Annotated in this window: 14 protein-coding genes; all 14 read left to right on the top strand. The window is 59.8% G+C overall.

Going from position 1 to position 19,002, the window contains the following annotated elements; translation table 11 throughout:
* The first annotated feature begins 33 nt into the window (after nt 1-33).
* The 14 genes from rseP to eno all read left to right on the top strand — a co-directional run bounded on the left by rseP (nt 34) and on the right by eno (nt 18,903).
* Nucleotides 34-1,386, top strand: coding sequence for a sigma E protease regulator RseP (gene rseP, locus AC0IYH_RS20205; RefSeq protein ID WP_116628367.1), 1,353 nt, complete (start codon nt 34-36; stop codon nt 1,384-1,386).
* Between the two features lie 74 nt (nt 1,387-1,460).
* Entirely contained in the window at nt 1,461-3,848 is a 2,388-nt protein-coding gene (gene bamA / locus AC0IYH_RS20200; protein ID WP_116628366.1) for an outer membrane protein assembly factor BamA, read from the top strand.
* Between the two features lie 46 nt (nt 3,849-3,894).
* A complete protein-coding gene (locus AC0IYH_RS20195; protein WP_003172279.1) occupies nt 3,895-4,398 on the top strand; it encodes an OmpH/Skp family outer membrane protein in 504 nt (167 codons plus the stop codon).
* A gap of 3 nt (nt 4,399-4,401) precedes the next feature.
* Nucleotides 4,402-5,457: a UDP-3-O-(3-hydroxymyristoyl)glucosamine N-acyltransferase gene (gene lpxD, locus AC0IYH_RS20190; protein WP_116628365.1), complete on the top strand. Its 1,056-nt coding sequence runs from the start codon at nt 4,402-4,404 to the stop codon at nt 5,455-5,457.
* Nucleotides 5,458-5,568: 111 nt separating this feature from the next.
* Entirely contained in the window at nt 5,569-6,009 is a 441-nt protein-coding gene (fabZ, locus tag AC0IYH_RS20185) for a 3-hydroxyacyl-ACP dehydratase FabZ (protein WP_005785726.1), read from the top strand.
* Nucleotides 6,006-6,782, top strand: a complete 777-nt coding sequence (lpxA, locus tag AC0IYH_RS20180) for an acyl-ACP--UDP-N-acetylglucosamine O-acyltransferase (protein ID WP_116628364.1) — start codon at nt 6,006-6,008, stop codon at nt 6,780-6,782. Before fabZ ends, lpxA begins: the two co-directional genes overlap by 4 nt.
* Before the next feature lie 2 nt (nt 6,783-6,784).
* Nucleotides 6,785-7,924 (top strand): lipid-A-disaccharide synthase, encoded by a 1,140-nt coding sequence (gene lpxB, locus AC0IYH_RS20175; RefSeq protein ID WP_471835901.1) that lies wholly within the window; start codon nt 6,785-6,787, stop codon nt 7,922-7,924.
* On the top strand, nt 7,921-8,553 hold the full coding sequence (rnhB, locus tag AC0IYH_RS20170) for a ribonuclease HII (protein ID WP_122773977.1): 633 nt from the start codon (nt 7,921-7,923) through the stop codon (nt 8,551-8,553). The genes lpxB and rnhB overlap by 4 nt, the downstream gene beginning before the upstream one ends.
* Nucleotides 8,554-8,629: 76 nt before the next feature.
* The gene (gene dnaE, locus AC0IYH_RS20165) at nt 8,630-12,151 is read left to right on the top strand and encodes a DNA polymerase III subunit alpha (protein ID WP_471835899.1); all 3,522 of its coding nucleotides are present in this window, start codon (nt 8,630-8,632) and stop codon (nt 12,149-12,151) included.
* Between the two features lie 129 nt (nt 12,152-12,280).
* Nucleotides 12,281-13,228 (top strand): acetyl-CoA carboxylase carboxyltransferase subunit alpha, encoded by a 948-nt coding sequence (locus tag AC0IYH_RS20160; protein ID WP_003172288.1) that lies wholly within the window; start codon nt 12,281-12,283, stop codon nt 13,226-13,228.
* A 161-nt stretch (nt 13,229-13,389) separates the two neighbouring features.
* Nucleotides 13,390-14,700 (top strand): tRNA lysidine(34) synthetase TilS, encoded by a 1,311-nt coding sequence (gene tilS / locus AC0IYH_RS20155; RefSeq protein WP_471835897.1) that lies wholly within the window; start codon nt 13,390-13,392, stop codon nt 14,698-14,700.
* Nucleotides 14,701-14,973: 273 nt separating this feature from the next.
* Nucleotides 14,974-16,605 (top strand): CTP synthase, encoded by a 1,632-nt coding sequence (locus AC0IYH_RS20150; protein WP_032891641.1) that lies wholly within the window; start codon nt 14,974-14,976, stop codon nt 16,603-16,605.
* A 5-nt stretch (nt 16,606-16,610) separates the two neighbouring features.
* Entirely contained in the window at nt 16,611-17,456 is an 846-nt protein-coding gene (gene kdsA, locus AC0IYH_RS20145; protein WP_471835895.1) for a 3-deoxy-8-phosphooctulonate synthase, read from the top strand.
* Nucleotides 17,457-17,613: 157 nt separating this feature from the next.
* Entirely contained in the window at nt 17,614-18,903 is a 1,290-nt protein-coding gene (eno, locus tag AC0IYH_RS20140) for a phosphopyruvate hydratase (RefSeq protein ID WP_116628358.1), read from the top strand.
* Nucleotides 18,904-19,002: the final 99 nt, after the last annotated feature.

The following is a 19,002-nucleotide window of genomic DNA, read 5'->3' as shown; positions in this document are numbered from 1 at the left end:
CTCAGGCACTGGATTGGAATGCGGAGAAATTAGATGAGTGCGCTTTACATGATTGTCGGCACCCTGGTTGCTCTGGGTGTGCTGGTTACCTTCCACGAATTCGGCCACTTCTGGGTCGCGCGTCGTTGCGGCGTCAAGGTACTGCGCTTTTCCGTCGGTTTCGGCATGCCGCTGTTGCGCTGGCACGACCGCCGTGGCACCGAGTTCGTGATTGCGGCCATCCCGTTGGGCGGCTACGTCAAGATGCTCGATGAGCGCGAAGGCGAAGTCCCGGCGGATCAACTGGACCAGTCCTTCAACCGCAAGACCGTTCGTCAGCGTATCGCGATCGTTGCCGCCGGCCCGATCGCCAACTTCCTGCTGGCAATCGTGTTCTTCTGGGTTCTGGCCATGATGGGCAGCCAGCAGGTGCGCCCGGTCATCGGCGCGGTCGAGGCCGACAGCATGGCGGCCAAGGCTGGCCTGGTCGCCGGGCAGGAAATTGTTTCTATTGATGGCGAACCCACCACGGGTTGGGGTGCGGTCAACTTGCAGCTGGTTCGTCGCCTGGGCGAAAGCGGTACCGTCAATGTGGTGGTGCGCGAGCAGGATTCCACTGCCGAAACCCCGCGTGAGCTGACCCTTGACCATTGGCTGAAGGGCGCTGACGAACCTGATCCGATCAAGTCCCTGGGGATCCGTCCATGGCGCCCTTCGCTGCCGCCGGTACTCGCCGAGCTGGATCCGAAGGGCCCGGCCCAGGCCGCAGGTCTGAAAACCGGCGACCGCCTCCTGGCCCTCGATGGCCAGGCGTTGGGTGACTGGCAGCAAGTGGTCGACCTGGTACGTGTACGTCCTGATACCAAAATTGTGCTGAAAGTTGAGCGCGAGGGTGCTCAAATCGACGTCCCCGTGACCTTGTCGGTTCGCGGCGAGGCCAAGGCGGCCGGGGGTTACCTGGGGGCTGGCGTCAAGAGTCCCGAGTGGCCGCCGTCGATGGTGCGTGAGGTCAGCTTCGGGCCGTTGGCGGCGATTGGCGAGGGTGCGAAACGCACCTGGACCATGAGTGTGCTGACCCTCGAATCCCTCAAGAAAATGTTGTTCGGCGAGCTCTCGGTAAAAAACTTGAGTGGACCGATAACCATTGCTAAAGTGGCGGGCGCTTCTGCCCAGTCGGGTGTCGCGGATTTCCTGAATTTCCTGGCTTATCTGAGTATTAGCCTGGGTGTTCTGAATTTGCTGCCCATTCCAGTATTGGATGGGGGGCATCTGTTGTTTTATCTGGTCGAGTGGGCGCGTGGTCGCCCCTTGTCGGATCGGGTGCAGGGTTGGGGGATACAGATCGGTATCAGTTTGGTGGTCGGGGTGATGTTGTTAGCCCTTGTCAACGATCTGGGTCGACTGTAACGCTTCGCTGAATTGCGAATCTGCCGCATTTTGCGGCAGTTTGTTTATTGCCAGTTGGAATAAGAAAGGACTTCATGAAACGTCTGCTGCTAACTGCGGTTCTCACCGTATTGATGATCGCCGAAGTTCACGCCGAGTCCTTCACCATCTCCGATATTCGTGTCAATGGCCTCCAGCGGGTTTCCGCGGGTAGCGTCTTTGGTGCGTTGCCGTTGAACGTTGGTGAACAGGCTGATGACCGTCGCCTGGTGGAATCCACTCGTGCGCTGTTCAAAACCGGTTTCTTTCAAGACATCCAACTGGGTCGCGAAGGTAACGTCCTGGTCATCACTGTTGTCGAGCGACCTTCCGTCGCCAGTATCGAGATCGAGGGTAACAAGGCGATCTCCACTGAAGACCTGATGAAGGGCTTGAAACAGTCCGGCCTGGCCGAGGGCGAGATCTTCCAGCGCGCCACCCTTGAAGGTGTGCGTAACGAGTTGCAACGCCAGTACGTTGCCCAGGGCCGCTACTCCGCGACCGTGGAAACCGAAGTGGTGCCGCAGCCTCGTAACCGTGTCGGCCTCAAGGTCAACATCAACGAAGGTACCGTCGCGGCCATTCAGCACATCAACGTGGTAGGCAATACCAAGTTCGCTGATGAAGACCTGATCGACCTGTTCGAACTCAAGACCACCAACTGGCTGTCGTTCTTCAAGAACGATGACAAGTACGCCCGTGAAAAGCTCTCCGGTGACCTGGAGCGTCTGCGTTCCTACTACCTGGATCGTGGCTATATCAACATGGATATCGCTTCGACCCAGGTGTCCATCACCCCGGACAAGAAGCACGTCTACATCACCGTCAACGTCAACGAAGGTGAGAAGTACAAGGTTCGCGACGTCAAGCTTAGCGGCGACCTGAAAGTGCCTGAAGACCAGGTCAAGGCCCTGTTGCTGGTACAGAAAGACCAGGTGTTCTCGCGCAAGCTGATGACCACCACGTCCGAACTGATTACCCGTCGCCTGGGTAACGAGGGATACACCTTCGCCAACGTCAACGGTGTACCGACGCCGCATGATGATGACCACACCGTGGACATCACCTTTGTCGTCGATCCGGGCAAGCGTGCCTATGTGAACCGTATCAACTTCCGTGGCAACACCAAGTCTGCGGACGAAGTGCTGCGTCGCGAAATGCGCCAGATGGAAGGTGGCTGGGCGTCGACTTACCTGATCGACCAGTCCAAGACCCGTCTTGAGCGCCTGGGCTTCTTCAAGGAAGTCAACGTCGAAACCCCGGCCGTACCGGGTGTGGATGACCAGGTTGACGTGAACTACGCAGTTGAAGAGCAAGCGTCCGGTTCCATCACCGCCAGCGTCGGTTTTGCACAGAGCGCCGGTCTGATCCTCGGCGGTTCCATCACCCAGAACAACTTCCTGGGTACCGGTAACCGTGTATCCATCGGCCTGACCCGAAGCGAATACCAGAGCCGATATAACTTCGGTTATACCGACCCCTACTGGACTGCTGACGGTGTGAGCCTTGGCTACAACGCCTTCTACCGCACTACCGACTACAAAGACCTCGACGTTGACGTTGCAAGCTATGCGATCGACAGCCTCGGCGCCGGTGTGAACATCGGTTACCCGATCAGTGAGACCTCGCGTCTGACCTTCGGCCTGACCGCGCAGCAAGATGAGATCAAGACCGGTGTCTACACCGTGGACGAAATCTTCGACTTCACCCGTCGTGAAGGCGACAAGTTCCTGAACTTCAAGGCGTCTGCCGGCTGGTCCGAGTCGACCCTTAACAAAGGTGTACTGGCGACCCGTGGTCATTCCCAGAGCCTGACCTTGGAAACCACAACGCCGGGCAGTGACCTGTCGTTCTTCAAGCTCGACTACCGTGGCCAGCTGTTCACGCCGTTGAGCGACAATTACACCATGCGCCTGCACACTGAGCTGGGCTATGGCGACGGTTATGGTTCCACCAACGGTCTGCCGTTCTACGAGAACTACTATGCGGGTGGCTTCAACTCCGTACGTGGTTTCAAGGACAGCACCCTGGGCCCACGTGGTACCCCGAGCCGTGGTGTTGGCGTAACCGGTAACCAGGGCACTGTAGTTGACTCGGACGACGATCCGCTGCCATTCGGTGGTAACGTGTTGATCCAGGGTGGTGCGGAGATTCTGTTCCCGCTGCCATTCGTCAAGGACCAGCGTTCGCTGCGTACCTCGGTCTTCTGGGACGTGGGTAACGTGTTCGACTCCAAGTGCGAGCAGATCAGAAACCCGAGTGGCGTGAAGTCCAATACCCAGTGCAACGACGTGAGCCTGAGCAACCTGGCAAGCTCCGTGGGTGTGGGTGTGACCTGGGTGACTGCGCTTGGCCCATTGAGCTTTGCTCTGGCCATGCCGATCAAGAAACCGGATAACGCTGAAACCCAGATTTTCCAATTCTCCCTCGGCCAGACGTTCTAAGCGTCTGACCCAAGATAACGACAACGGATTCTGTAGGAGTTGCATTGTGCGTAAGTTGACTCAATTGGTTCTGCTGGCCACTGTGCTGGTAACCACCCCGGCCTTCGCCGAAATGAAAATCGCCGTCCTGAACTATCAGATGGCTCTGCTGGAATCCGACGCGGCCAAGAAATACGCAGTGGATGCCGAGAAAAAATTCGGTCCGCAACTGACCAAGCTCAAGACTCTGGAAAGCAGCGCCAAGGGTATCCAGGATCGTCTGGTAGCCGGTGGCGACAAGATGCAGCAAGGCGAGCGCGAGCGTCTGGAGCTGGAATTCAAGCAAAAGGCCCGTGACTACCAGTTCCAGTCCAAGGAGCTGAACGAAGCCAAGGCTGTTGCCGACCGTGAAATGCTGAAACAGCTGAAGCCGAAACTCGACAGCGCTGTGGAAGAAGTCATCAAGAAAGGTGCCTTTGACCTGGTGTTCGAGCGCGGCGCTGTAATCGACGTCAAGCCTCAATACGACATCACCCGCCAGGTGATCGAGCGCATGAACCAGCTGAAGTAAGCCATGACCGCGACTATCAAGCTCGGCGAGTTGGCCGAGTTCCTGGGGGCCACCTTGCGTGGCTCCCCGGAGAAAGAAATCACTGGGCTAGCCACCTTGCAGGAGGCTGGCCCAGCTCAGTTGAGCTTCCTCGCAAACCCCCAATACCGTAAATACCTTGTCGACAGCCAAGCTGCAGCCGTATTGCTGAAAGCCGCTGACGCCGAAGGGTTTGCCGGGGATGCGCTGGTGGTGGCTGACCCTTACCTGGCGTATGCCCGGGTATCGCATCTGTTCGATCCAAAACCCAAGGCCGTCGCTGGTGTTCATCCTTCAGCGGTGATCGCCGATGATGCCCAGGTTGATCCTGCGGCCAGCATCGGTGCCTTTGCGGTGATCGAGAGCGGTGCACGCATTGCCGCCGGTGTAACGGTCGGCGCGCATTGCTTTATCGGCGCGCGCTGCGAAATCGGTGCCGACGGCTGGCTGGCTCCCCGCGTAACCCTGTACCACGATGTGCGTATCGGTGAGCGTGTGGTCATTCAGTCCGGTGCCGTGATCGGTGGCGAAGGCTTCGGCTTTGCCAACGCCAAAGGCATCTGGAACAAGATTGCCCAGGTCGGCGGCGTATTGATCGGCGACGACGTGGAGATCGGTGTGAATACTGCTGTGGATCGCGGGGCCTTGGCCGATACCGTGATCGGTAACGGCGTGAAGCTCGATAACCAGATCCAGATCGCCCACAACGTGCAGATTGGCGATCACACCGCCATGGCGGCCTGTGTAGGTATCTCCGGCAGCACCAAGATCGGCAAGCATTGCATGCTCGCCGGTGGCGTAGGTCTGGTGGGGCATATCGAGATTTGCGATAACGTATTCATCACCGGCATGACCATGGTGACCCACTCGATTACCGAGCCGGGTGCCTATTCTTCCGGTACCGCCATGCAGCCCGCAGCTGAATGGCGCAAGAGTGCAGCACGTTTGAGGCAGCTTGACGACATGGCTCGACGCCTCAAACAGCTGGAAAAGCGTGTTGGAGACGTGACCCCTGGCGGTAATGCTTCATCAGAAGGCTGATACCATTTCCATATCAAGTGTGCACAGCCGCTAGACTGCCTCCTTGATTTGCTAGCGGGGCGTGCTTTAAGTCCGCCCGCCCCCAATCTTTATTACAGGCTTCCCCCCGAAATGATGGACATCAACGAGATTCGCGAATACCTGCCTCACCGTTACCCGTTCCTGCTGGTGGACCGCGTAGTGGACCTCAATGTTGAGGAAAAGCGCATTCGTGCCTACAAGAATGTCAGCATCAACGAACCGTTCTTCAACGGTCACTTTCCCGCGCATCCAATCATGCCGGGCGTGTTGATCATCGAAGCGATGGCCCAGGCTGCCGGTATCCTTGGTTTCAAAATGCTCGACCTCAAGCCTGCCGATGGCACGCTTTACTATTTCGTGGGCTCCGACAAGTTGCGTTTCCGCAACCCGGTCACCCCGGGTGACCAGTTGATCCTGGAAGCCAGGTTCATCAGCTGCAAGCGCCAGATCTGGAAGTTCGAATGCCAGGCCTCGGTAGATGGCAAGCCGGTGTGCTCCGCCGAGATCATCTGTGCGGAACGCAAACTATGAGTTTGATTGACCCTCGCGCAATCATCGATCCGTCGGCCGTTCTGGCCGCCGACGTTGAGGTCGGCCCCTGGTCGATCATCGGCGCAGGTGTGGAAATCGGCGAGGGGACTGTCATCGGGCCGCACGTGATCCTCAAAGGTCCGACCCGCATTGGCAAACACAATCGTATCTACCAGTTTTCCTCGGTAGGCGAAGACACCCCTGACATGAAGTACAAGGGTGAAGAAACACGCCTGGTAATCGGTGATCACAACATCATCCGTGAAGGCGTGACCATTCACCGTGGCACCGTGCAGGATCGTGCCGAGACCACCCTGGGTGATCACAACCTGGTCATGGCCTATGCCCATATCGGCCATGACAGCGTGATCGGCAACCACTGCATCCTGGTCAATAACACTGCGTTGGCTGGCCATGTGCACGTTGACGATTGGGCGATCCTGTCCGGTTTTACCCTGGTGCATCAGTACTGCCATATCGGCGCCCACAGTTTCTCCGGCATGGGCACCGCCATCGGCAAGGACGTTCCGGCGTATGTAACCGTGTTTGGTAACCCGGCCGAAGCCCGCAGCATGAACTTCGAAGGCATGCGCCGTCGTGGTTTCAGCGAAGAAGCGATCCACGCCCTGCGCCGTGCCTACAAGGTCATTTACCGCCAGGGTCTGACGGTGGATCAGGCGTTGACCCAACTGGCCGAGCCGGCAGCGTTGTTCCCGGAAGTCGCGGTGTTCCGTGACTCGATCCAGGCGTCGACTCGCGGCATCACCCGCTGATCATGGCCAATCTGCGTATCGCGCTGGTGGCCGGGGAAGCTTCCGGCGATATTCTGGGTGCAGGCCTGATGCGGGCCCTCAAGGTCCAGCATCCGGCGGTAGAGTTTATCGGTGTCGGTGGCCCGCTGATGCAGGCCGAAGGCCTCACGTCCTACTTCCCCATGGAGCGCCTGTCGGTCATGGGGCTGGTGGAGGTGCTGGGTCGCCTGCGTGAGCTGTTGGCCCGCCGCAAGCTGCTGATTCAGACCCTTATCGAAGAAAAGCCCGACGTCTTTATCGGAATCGACGCACCGGATTTCACCCTCAATATCGAACTCAAGTTGCGTCAGGCCGGAATCAAGACCGTGCACTACGTCAGCCCGTCCGTGTGGGCGTGGCGGCAAAAGCGCGTGCTGAAAATCCGCGAAGGCTGCGATTTGATGTTGACCCTGTTGCCGTTCGAGGCCAGGTTCTACGAAGAGAAGGGCGTACCGGTGCGGTTTGTCGGGCATACCCTGGCCGACACCATTCCTCTGCAGGCCGATCGCGCAGCGGCCCTCGCCGAACTGGGCTTGCCCGACGGTCCTCTGGTGGCCCTGATGCCGGGCAGTCGTGGCGGCGAAGTCGGCCGCCTGGCCAGTGTGTTCTTCGACGCTGCCGAGCGCCTGCAAGCCTTGAAGCCGGGTGTGCGTTTCGTGTTGCCCTGCGCCAGCCCGCAACGGCGTGCGCAGATCGAAACCCTGCTGGAAGGTCGCAGCCTGCCATTGACCCTGCTCGATGGCCAGTCGCACCTGGCCCTGGCGGCCTGTGATGCGGTGTTGATCGCATCGGGCACTGCCACCCTGGAGGCGCTGCTGTACAAGCGCCCGATGGTCGTGGCCTATCGCCTGGCGCCGCTGACATTCTGGATTCTCAAGCGCATGGTCAAGAGCCCTTACATCTCCTTGCCAAACTTGCTGGCCCAACGCCTGCTGGTGCCGGAGTTGTTGCAGGACGATGCAACGCCCGAGGCCCTTGCAAAAACCCTACTACCCTTGATCGACGACGGCGAAGAACAGACCCGTGGTTTCGACGAGATCCATCGCACCCTGCGTCGCGATGCTTCGAACCAGGCCGCCGACGCCGTATTGAGCTTGATCGGCCAACAACAGGAAGCTTTATGAGTGCGCAAATGGGCCTGGATTTCAGCCTGGTTGCCGACGCCCACGAACTGGTGGCCGGCGTTGACGAAGTAGGGCGTGGCCCGTTGTGCGGTGCGGTGGTGACGGCGGCGGTGATCCTCGATCCCAACCGTCCGATCCTCGGCCTTAACGACTCGAAGAAACTCACCGAAGCGCGTCGCGAAAAACTCTACGACGAAATCTGTGAAAAAGCCCTGAGTTGGCATATCGCTCGGGCCGAGGTCGAAGAAATCGACGAACTGAACATCCTGCACGCCACCATGCTGGCCATGCAGCGCGCGGTGGAAGGCCTGCACATCAAGCCCAAGCTGGCGATGATCGACGGCAACCGCTGCCCCAAGCTGGCGATGCCGGCCGAGGCGGTGGTCAAGGGTGACAGCAAGGTGCCGGCCATCGCCGCCGCCTCGATCCTGGCCAAGGTCAGCCGTGACCGTGAAATGGCTGCGTTCGAATTGATCTACCCGGGCTACGGCATCGGCGGCCACAAAGGCTACCCGACGCCCGTTCATCTGGAAGCCCTGGCGCGACTCGGCCCTACGCCGATCCATCGCCGCTCGTTCGCCCCGGTGCGCCAGGCGTATGAGCTGCGCGAGAACCTCAGCGAGGTTTAGTCGCGAGGCTGATGTTTTTGCCAAGGCCCGGTACAATCCGGGCCTTGTTGTTTCCATGTATCAAGACAGGATCTTTATGCCGGCTTCATTCGTTCACCTGCGCCTGCACACTGAATACTCCCTGGTCGACGGCCTGGTACGGATCAAACCGCTGGTCAAAACCCTGGTGGGCATGAACATGCCTGCGGTCGCGGTGACCGATCAGAACAACATGTGCTCGCTGGTCAAGTTCTACAAGAACGCCATGGGCGCCGGCATCAAGCCGATCTGCGGCGCCGACCTGTGGCTGTCCAACAAAGACCCGGATAACGCCCTGAGCCGCATCAGCCTTCTAGCGATGAACGGCGTGGGTTATCGCAACCTGACCGAACTGATTTCCCGTGGCTTCATTGATGGCCAGCGCAATGGCTCGATCATCATCGAGCGCGAATGGGTCGCCGAGGCCAGCGAAGGCCTGATCATGCTGTCGGCCGCCAAAGAAGGCGAGATCGGCATCGCGCTGCTCGGCGGTAACCCGCAGGAGGCCGAGGTGCTCGCGAAGGAGTGGATGCAGGTCTTCCCCGACCGTTTCTACCTGGAAGTGCAGCGCACCAACCGCCCCAACGACGAAGAACACCTGCACGCCGCCGTGGCCCTGGCCGACAAGCTGGGCGCGCCGTTGGTCGCGACCAACGATGTGCGCTTTATCAAGAAAGAAGATTTCGAAGCCCACGAAACCCGCGTGTGCATCGGCGAAGGCCGGGCCCTGGATGACCCGCGCCGCTCGAAGAACTACAGCGAAGAGCAGTACCTCAAAAGCGCCGACGAGATGGCCGAGCTGTTCAGCGACCTGCCCGAGGCCCTGGAAAACTCGGTCGAGATCGCCAAGCGCTGCAATATCGAAGTGAAGCTGGGCAAGCACTTTTTGCCCAACTTCCCGATCCCCGATGGCATGACCATCGACGAGTATTTCCGCAAGGTGTCGTTCGACGGCCTCGAAGAGCGTCTGAGCGTTCTGCTGCCCAGGGACACCACCGAAGACTACGAAGCCAAGCGCCAGGTCTACGTTGATCGGCTGAATTTCGAGCTGGATATCATTATCCAGATGGGGTTCCCCGGTTACTTCCTGATCGTAATGGACTTTATCCAGTGGGCCAAAAGCAACGGCGTGCCGGTAGGCCCGGGCCGGGGGTCGGGTGCCGGCTCGCTGGTGGCCTATGTGCAGAAGATTACCGACCTGGACCCGCTGGAATATGACCTGCTGTTCGAACGGTTCCTGAACCCGGAACGGGTTTCCATGCCCGACTTCGACGTCGACTTCTGCATGGACGGCCGTGACCGTGTGATCGAATACGTGGCCGAGAAATACGGCCGCAATGCAGTAAGCCAGATCATCACCTTTGGTTCCATGGCGGCCAAGGCGGTAATCCGCGACGTGGCGCGGGTGCAGGGCAAATCCTACGGCCTGGCGGATCGCCTGTCGAAGATGATCCCGTTCGAAGTCGGCATGACCCTGGAGAAGGCCTACGAGCAGGAAGAAATCCTGCGCGACTTCATCAAGATCGATGAAGAAGCCGCCGAAATCTGGGACATGGCGCGCAAGCTTGAAGGTGTGGTGCGTAACGTCGGTAAACACGCCGGTGGTGTGGTTATCGCTCCTACAAAGCTCACCGACTTTTCGCCGATCTATTGCGATGAAGCCGGCGACGGCCTGGTCACCCAGTTCGACAAGGACGACGTGGAGGCGGCCGGCCTGGTGAAGTTCGACTTCCTTGGCCTGCGGACCCTGACGATCATCGACTGGGCGCTCAAGACCATCAACCGCGAGCGCGCCAAGGTCGACGAAGCACCGCTGGATATCGCGTTTATCCCGCTGGACGACAAGCCGACTTACCAGTTGCTGCAAAAAGCCGAAACCACGGCGGTGTTCCAGCTTGAGTCGCGGGGCATGAAAGAGCTGATCAAAAAGCTCAAGCCCGACTGCCTGGAAGACTTGATCGCACTGGTGGCCCTGTTCCGTCCGGGCCCGCTGCAATCGGGCATGGTTGATGACTTTATCAACCGTAAGCACGGGCGTGCCGAGCTGGCGTACCCGCACTCCGACTACCAGTACGAAGGCCTCAAGCCGGTACTGGCACCGACCTACGGCATCATCCTGTATCAGGAACAGGTGATGCAGATCGCCCAGGTCATGGCCGGTTACACCCTCGGCGGTGCGGACATGCTGCGGCGTGCCATGGGTAAAAAGAAACCCGAGGAAATGGCCAAGCAGCGCGGCGGTTTCATTGAGGGTTGCGCGACCAACAATATCGACGCCGACCTGGCCGGTAACATTTTCGACCTGGTGGAAAAATTCGCAGGTTACGGCTTCAACAAATCCCACTCCGCCGCCTACGGCCTGGTGTCGTACCAGACCGCGTGGCTGAAAGCTCACTACCCGGCGCCGTTCATGGCCGCGGTACTCTCGGCGGATATGCACAACACCGACAAGGTCGTGACCTTGATCGAGGAAGTGCGCACCATGAAGCTGCGCCTCGACGCGCCGGACGTGAACGCCTCGGAGTTCAAGTTCACGGTGAACGACGAAGGCCGCATCATCTATGGCCTGGGCGCGATCAAGGGCGTGGGCGAAGGCCCGGTGGAGGCGATCACCGAAGCGCGCCAGGACGGGCCGTTCAAAGACCTGTTCGACTTCTGCGCGCGGGTCGACCTCAAGCGCATCAACAAACGTACCCTCGATGGCCTGATCCGCAGCGGCGCACTTGACCGTCTCGGCCCGTATTTCCACGACGAGCCGAAGGCTTATCAGGCCAATATCGACCGTAACCGCGCAGTGCTCTTGACCGCCATGGAAGAGGCAATCAAGGCCGCCGAACAGACCGCCCGCACCCACGACAGCGGCCACGCCGACCTGTTTGGCGGACTGTTCGTGGAAGCAGACGCCGATGTGTACGCCAACCATCGCAAGGCCAAGGAGCTGACCCTCAAGGAACGCCTCAAGGGGGAGAAAGACACCCTGGGCCTGTACCTGACCGGTCACCCGATTGACGAATACGAAGGCGAGATCCGCCGTTTCGCTCGCCAGCGCATCATTGACCTGAAACCGGCGCGCGACACCCAGACCGTCGCCGGCATGATCATCGCCCTGCGCGTGATGAAGAACAAAAAGGGCGACAAGATGGGCTTTATCACCCTCGACGACCGCTCGGGCCGCATCGAAGCGTCGCTGTTTGCCGACGCGTTCCACTCCGCGCAATCGCTGTTGCAGACCGATGCGATGGTGGTAGTGGAGGGGGAAGTCAGCAACGATGACTTCTCCGGCGGCCTGCGCTTGCGGATCAAGCGGGTGATGAGCATGGAAGATGCGCGCACCAACCTGGCCGAAAGCCTGCGTTTGAAGGTCAAGACCGAGGCACTCAAAGGCGATCAGCTACGCTGGTTGGGCGACCTGCTCAAGCGTCACCGTGGTGCATGCCCGGTGACCATGGAGTACACCGGCAACGACGCCAAGGCGATGTTGCAGTTTGGCGAGACGTGGCGAATTGATCCCGCCGATGGCTTGATTCAAGCTTTGCGTGACCAGTTCGGGCGAGACAACGTCTTCCTCCAATACCGTTGACGGTCAGATATGTCTGACCTCGGCTGAACATTTAATCTCGACCTAACCGCGCCTCTCCCTTAAGGTAGGGCGCGAATAGACCACCGGCTGGCCAGGCACGCCCTGGCCGTCGACCCAAGACGGACGCTTATGAACCCGAATTTTCTTGATTTCGAACAGCCGATCGCTGACCTGCAAGCCAAGATTGAAGAACTGCGCCTGGTCGGCAATGACAATTCGCTGAATATCGGCGATGAGATCGCTCGCCTGCAAGACAAGAGCAGCACGCTCACCGAAGACATCTTCGGCAAGCTGACCAGCTGGCAGATCGCGCGCCTGGCCCGCCACCCGCGCCGTCCGTACACCCTGGACTACATTCAGCACATCTTCACCGAGTTTGACGAGCTGCATGGCGACCGTCATTTCTCCGACGATGCGGCCATTGTGGGCGGTATCGCTCGCCTGGACGACCAGCCAGTGATGGTGATCGGTCACCAGAAAGGTCGTGAAGTGCGCGAAAAAGTGCGCCGCAACTTCGGTATGCCGCGTCCTGAGGGCTACCGCAAGGCGTGCCGCCTGATGGAAATGGCCGAGCGCTTCAAGATGCCGATCCTGACCTTCATCGACACCCCGGGTGCCTACCCGGGCATCGACGCCGAAGAGCGCAACCAGAGCGAAGCGATTGCCTGGAACCTGCGTGTCATGTCGCGCCTGAAAACCCCGATCATCGCCACCGTGATCGGTGAAGGTGGTTCCGGCGGTGCACTGGCGATTGGCGTGTGCGACCAGCTGAACATGCTGCAATATTCGACCTACGCGGTGATCTCGCCGGAAGGTTGCGCCTCGATCCTGTGGAAAACCGCCGAAAAGGCCCCGGACGCTGCCGAAGCCATGGGCATCACCGCCGATCGCCTCAAGGGCCTGGGCATCGTCGATAAAGTCATCGCCGAGCCATTGGGCGGCGCGCACCGCGACCCGGCTGCGGCTGCTGCGACCATCCGTGCCGAGCTGGGTTCGCAACTCGCGATGCTCAAGAAGCTGGATAACGAAGCGCTGCTGGCCCGTCGTTACGAGCGCCTGATGAGCTACGGTCTCTAAAGTCGCAGCGGTACCAATGTGGGAGGGGGCTTGCCCCCGATAGCAGTGGTTCAGTCACCAGATACATTGACTGACACTCAGCAATCGGGAGCAAGCTCCCTCCCACATTTGCTTTGTGTATGCTTGGCCAACGTATTCCAGATTTGCGGCGGTAACATCTGATGAAACCAGTGCTTTCCGCCCAACTCCTGCAAGCCCTCGCCCCGTGGCGCAACGCCCCGGCCTGGCATGTCGCCTTTTCTGGCGGCCTCGATTCCACCGTCCTGCTGCATCTCCTCGCTTCTCTGGCAAATATTCCACCTCTGCGTGCTGTGCATGTTCACCACGGCCTGCAAACGGCCGCTGATGCCTGGCCCGAACACTGCCAATCAATCTGTGACAGTCTCGGCGTGCCCTTGCAGGTCATCCGTGTGCAAGTCCAGCCGGGCGCAAGCCTTGAGCGTGCCGCCCGTGATGCGCGTTACCAGGCGTTCGCCGAGGTGCTCGGGGAAGGGGAGGTGATGCTCACCGGCCAGCATCGTGACGACCAGGCCGAAACCCTGTTATTCCGCCTGCTGCGTGGCGCCGGGGTGCGCGGGTTGGCGGCCATGCCTGCGCGGCGTCCGTTGGCGGGCGGGCACTTGGTGCGGCCGCTGCTGGATGCCTCGCGCGCTGAGCTGGAAGTCTACGCCCAAGAGCATCAGCTCAAATGGATTGAAGACCCCTCCAACGCCGACCCACGCTTCTCCCGCAATTACCTGCGCCATCGCGTGCTGCCAGTGCTGGCCGAACGCTGGCCACAGGCCTTGTCCAGCCTGGCCCGCAGCGCCGATCACCTGAGCGAAGCCCAGGGCCTGCTGGATGAGTTGGCACTGCTCGACCGCGCAGCCGCCGATCAACCCTCGCCCTTTCCCTGGTTGCCCTTGCCGTCCTTGGCCCTTGCGCCACTACGCGAGCTTTCCGACGCGCGCCAGCGCAACGCCCTGCGTCACTGGCTGAACCCGCTTACCCGTCTACCCGACAGCGACCACTGGGCCAGTTGGCATTCCCTACGGGATGCCAAGGCCGATGCACAACCCTTATGGCGCCTGGCCGATGGTGAGTTGCACCGATGCGGCGATCGCATCTGGTGGTTGCCCTCCAGTTGGTCGACATTTTCCGACGCAGATTTGAGCTGGCCCGATCCGCAAAACCCACTAGAGTTACCTGGCAACGGCCAGCTGAGATTTATCGGCAAGGCCCCTGGAGGCCCGCTGGTGATCCGTTATCGACAAGGCGGCGAGATGATCGAAGTGCCCGGTCGCGGCCGGCGTGACTTGAAGCGTCTGCTAAATGAAAGGGGTGTGCCGGGCTTCGTCCGTGGCAGATTGCCGCTGCTTTATCAGGGCGAGCAATTGCTGGCTGTGCCAAGCCTTGCGGGGCTATGGCCGATGCCGTCGCAGGGCTGGCAATTACATTGGATGCCACAGACCTGCGATCAAGGTTTGAGCTGATAGAGCCTTTCCGGTAGACTACGCTCCCTTCTTGATACAACTTCTGTGGATTCATCTGAATCGCAGCAGTTGCCGATTACCAAGCAGTCTTTGCTGGGCGATTCCAAAAAATGTGTAGCGATCAACGTACCGGTGTTTCATTGCTGGTCTGTCACCACGCGGCGGTTTTTTTGAAAGGTGCACTGTGATTAATGCAGGTGATCGGGGGCTTCGGCCTTCCTTCGCTTTCCCCGGCGGCTCGTACCGCTTTAACGCAGACTTCTAGGGTTTTTCATGACGCGCTACATATTCGTCACGGGCGGTGTTGTTTCTTCATTGGGGAAAGGCATTGCCTCCGCTTCATTGGCGGCCATCCTGGAGGCGCGGGGGCTTAAAGTCACCATGCTCAAGCTGGACCCGTACATCAACGTTGACCCGGGCACCATGAGCCCGTTCCAGCACGGTGAAGTGTTCGTCACCCACGACGGCGCCGAAACCGACCTGGACCTGGGCCACTACGAGCGGTTCATCCGCACGACCATGACCCAGAACAACAACTTCACCACCGGCCGTGTCTACGAGCACGTGCTGCGCAAAGAGCGCCGTGGTGACTACCTGGGTGCAACCATCCAGGTGATCCCGCACATCACCGACGAAATCAAGCGCCGCATCATCAAGGGTGCAGGCGATGCCGACGTGGCGATGGTCGAGATCGGTGGCACCGTGGGTGACATCGAATCCCAACCGTTCCTCGAAGCCATCCGCCAGTTGCGTTTCGAAGTCGGCGCCAAGCGCGCGATGCTGATGCACCTGACCTTGGTGCCGTACATCGCCACTGCCGGCGAAACCAAAACCAAGCCAACCCAGCACTCGGTCAAGGAACTGCGTTCCATCGGCCTGCAGCCGGACGTGCTGGTGTGCCGCTCGGATCACCCGATCGATATCTCCTCGCGTCGCAAGATCGCGCAATTCACCAACGTTGAAGAGCGTGCGGTAATCGCGCTGGAAGACGCCGACACCATCTACAAGATCCCGGGCATCCTGCATTCGCAAGGCCTGGACGATTTTGTGGTCGAGCGTTTCGGCCTGCAGTGCAACGGCGCGGACCTCTCCGAGTGGGAAGCCGTGGTCGACGCCAAGCTCAACCCAGAGCATGAAGTCACCATCGCCATGGTCGGCAAGTACATGGAGCTGCTGGACGCGTACAAGTCGCTGATCGAAGCGATGAGCCACGCCGGTATCAGCAACCGTACCAAGGTCAACCTGCGCTACATCGATTCCGAAGACATCGAGAACCAGGGCACCGCGCTGCTCGAAGGCGTTGATGCGATCCTCGTTCCAGGCGGTTTCGGCCTGCGTGGCGTGGAAGGCAAGATCACTGCCGTGCAGTACGCTCGTGAAAACAAGGTGCCATACCTGGGCATCTGCCTGGGCATGCAAGTGGCCGTTATCGAGTTCGCCCGTAACGTGCTGGGCTGGAAAGACGCCAACTCCACCGAGTTCGACAGCAAGAGCGGCCACCCGGTCGTGGGCCTGATCACCGAGTGGGAAGACGCCACCGGCGCCGTTGAAACCCGCACCGAAAGCTCCGACCTGGGCGGCACCATGCGCCTTGGTGCACAGGACTGCCTGCTGGAGCCGGGCTCGCTGGTTCACGACTGCTACGGCAAGGACGTGATCGTCGAGCGTCACCGTCACCGCTACGAAGTGAACAACAACCTGCTGCCGCAAATCAAAGAGGCCGGCCTGAAAATCTCCGGTCGCTCCGGTGATGGCGCGCTGGTTGAAGTGGTCGAGGCACCGGATCATCCATGGTTCGTCGCTTGCCAGTTCCACCCGGAGTTCACCTCGACGCCGCGCGACGGTCACCCGTTGTTCAGCGGTTTCGTCAAAGCAGCACTGACGCAACATCAGAAGAAGGCGTAACCCTGATGGCCCAGAAGATCATTCGCGTAGGCGACATCGAGATTGCCAACGACAAGCCCATGGTGCTGTTCGGCGGCATGAACGTACTGGAAAGCCGTGACATGGCGATGCAGGTCTGTGAAGAGTATGTAAAGGTCACCGAGAAACTCGGTATCCCTTACGTGTTCAAGGCCAGCTTCGACAAGGCCAACCGTTCGTCCGTGACCTCCTATCGCGGCCCGGGCCTTGAAGAAGGCATGCGGATCTTCCAGGACATCAAGCAAGCCTTCGGCGTGCCGATCATCACCGACGTCCACGAGCCTGAACAGGCTGCCGTGGTCGCCGAGGTGTGCGACATCATCCAGCTGCCGGCCTTCCTGTCGCGCCAGACCGACCTGGTCGTTGCGATGGCCAAGACCGGCGCTGTGATCAATATCAAGAAAGCCCAGTTCCTCGCGCCCCAGGAAATGAAACACATCCTGAGCAAGTGCGTGGAAGCGGGTAACGACCAGTTGATCCTCTGCGAGCGCGGTTCAAGCTTCGGCTACAACAACCTCGTGGTGGACATGCTCGGTTTCGGCATCATGAAACAGTTCGAATACCCGGTGTTCTTCGACGTGACCCACGCGCTGCAAATGCCCGGTGGTCGCGCCGATTCCGCTGGCGGGCGCCGTGCCCAGGTGCTGGACCTGGCCAAGGCCGGCATCAGCCAGTCCCTGGCGGGCCTCTTCCTGGAAGCTCACCCAGACCCGGACAACGCCAAATGCGACGGCCCATGCGCCCTGCGCCTGGACAAACTGGAGCTATTCCTGGCCCAGCTCAAGCAATTGGACGAACTGGTCAAGAGTTTTCCGACGGTAGAGACCGCGTAAGCGTCGTTTCTCCGGTAGACTTTCCCACGCTTTACGCTCAGGCCTGCGGGCCTGAGCCTTGTCGCCTGCAAGCCTGCCCCGTTGTTCCACCCTTGCGGTCGGTCAAAAGATTCCCTTCAGCTGCGTCGTTTTCGTCAACTTTGGAGTGTTTACAACAATGGCAAAAATCGTCGACATCAAAGGTCGTGAAGTTCTCGACTCCCGTGGCAACCCCACCGTCGAAGCCGACGTGCTTCTCGATAACGGCATCATCGGCAGCGCCTGCGCGCCGTCCGGTGCTTCCACCGGTTCGCGCGAAGCGCTGGAACTGCGTGATGGCGACAAGAGCCGTTACCTGGGCAAGGGTGTACTCAAGGCTGTAGCCAACATCAACGGCCCGATCCGTGACCTGTTGCTGGGCAAGGACCCGCTGGACCAGAAAGCCCTGGACCACGCGATGATCAAGCTCGACGGCACCGAAAACAAAGGCAGCCTGGGCGCCAACGCCATCCTCGCCGTGTCCCTGGCCGCTGCCAAGGCCGCCGCACAGGACCAGGACCTGCCGCTGTACGCCCACATCGCCAACCTGAACGGCACCCCGGGTGTGTACTCGATGCCGGTGCCGATGATGAACATCATCAACGGTGGCGAGCACGCCGATAACAACGTCGACATCCAGGAATTCATGGTGCAGCCGGTTGGCGCCAAGACCTTCTCCGAAGGCCTGCGCATGGGCACCGAGATTTTCCATCACCTCAAGGCTGTGCTGAAGGCCCGTGGCCTGAGCACTGCGGTCGGTGACGAAGGTGGCTTCGCGCCAAACCTGGCGTCCAACGAAGATGCACTCAAAGTGATCTCCGAAGCCGTGGCCAACGCTGGCTACAAGCTGGGCACCGACGTGACCCTGGCCCTGGACTGCGCGGCCAGCGAGTTCTACGAAGATGGCAAGTACAACCTGTCCGGCGAAGGTCAGGTGTTCAACTCCGAAGGTTTCGCTGACTACCTGAAAGGCCTGACCCAGCGCTACCCGATCATCTCGATCGAAGACGGCCTGGACGAGTCCGATTGGGACGGCTGGAAAATCCTCACCGACAAGATCGGCGAGAAAGTCCAGCTGGTGGGCGACGACCTGTTCGTGACCAACACCAAGATCCTGAAAGAAGGCATCGACAAAAAGATCGCCAACTCGATCCTGATCAAGTTCAACCAGATCGGCACCCTGACCGAAACCCTGGAAGCCATCCAGATGGCCAAGGCGGCGGGCTACACTGCCGTGATCTCGCACCGCTCCGGCGAAACCGAAGATTCGACCATTGCCGACCTGGCCGTGGGCACCTCGGCTGGCCAGATCAAGACCGGTTCCCTGTGCCGTTCCGACCGCGTTTCCAAGTACAACCAATTGCTGCGTATCGAAGAGCAACTGGCCGGCAAAGCCAAGTACAACGGTCGCGGCGAGTTTCGCGGCTGATTGGTAAATGTTAAAAAGTCAGCGGATTGCGTCGGAAAACTCACGACAGTGTGTAATTCGCCGCTAATCTGATGGCTATCAAGCACAAGCCTGGGTCTT

This window comes from Pseudomonas sp. AC463 (assembly GCF_979253585.1).
Note: the sequence above shows the minus strand (reverse complement) of the source record. Positions and strands in the feature narration are given on the sequence as shown.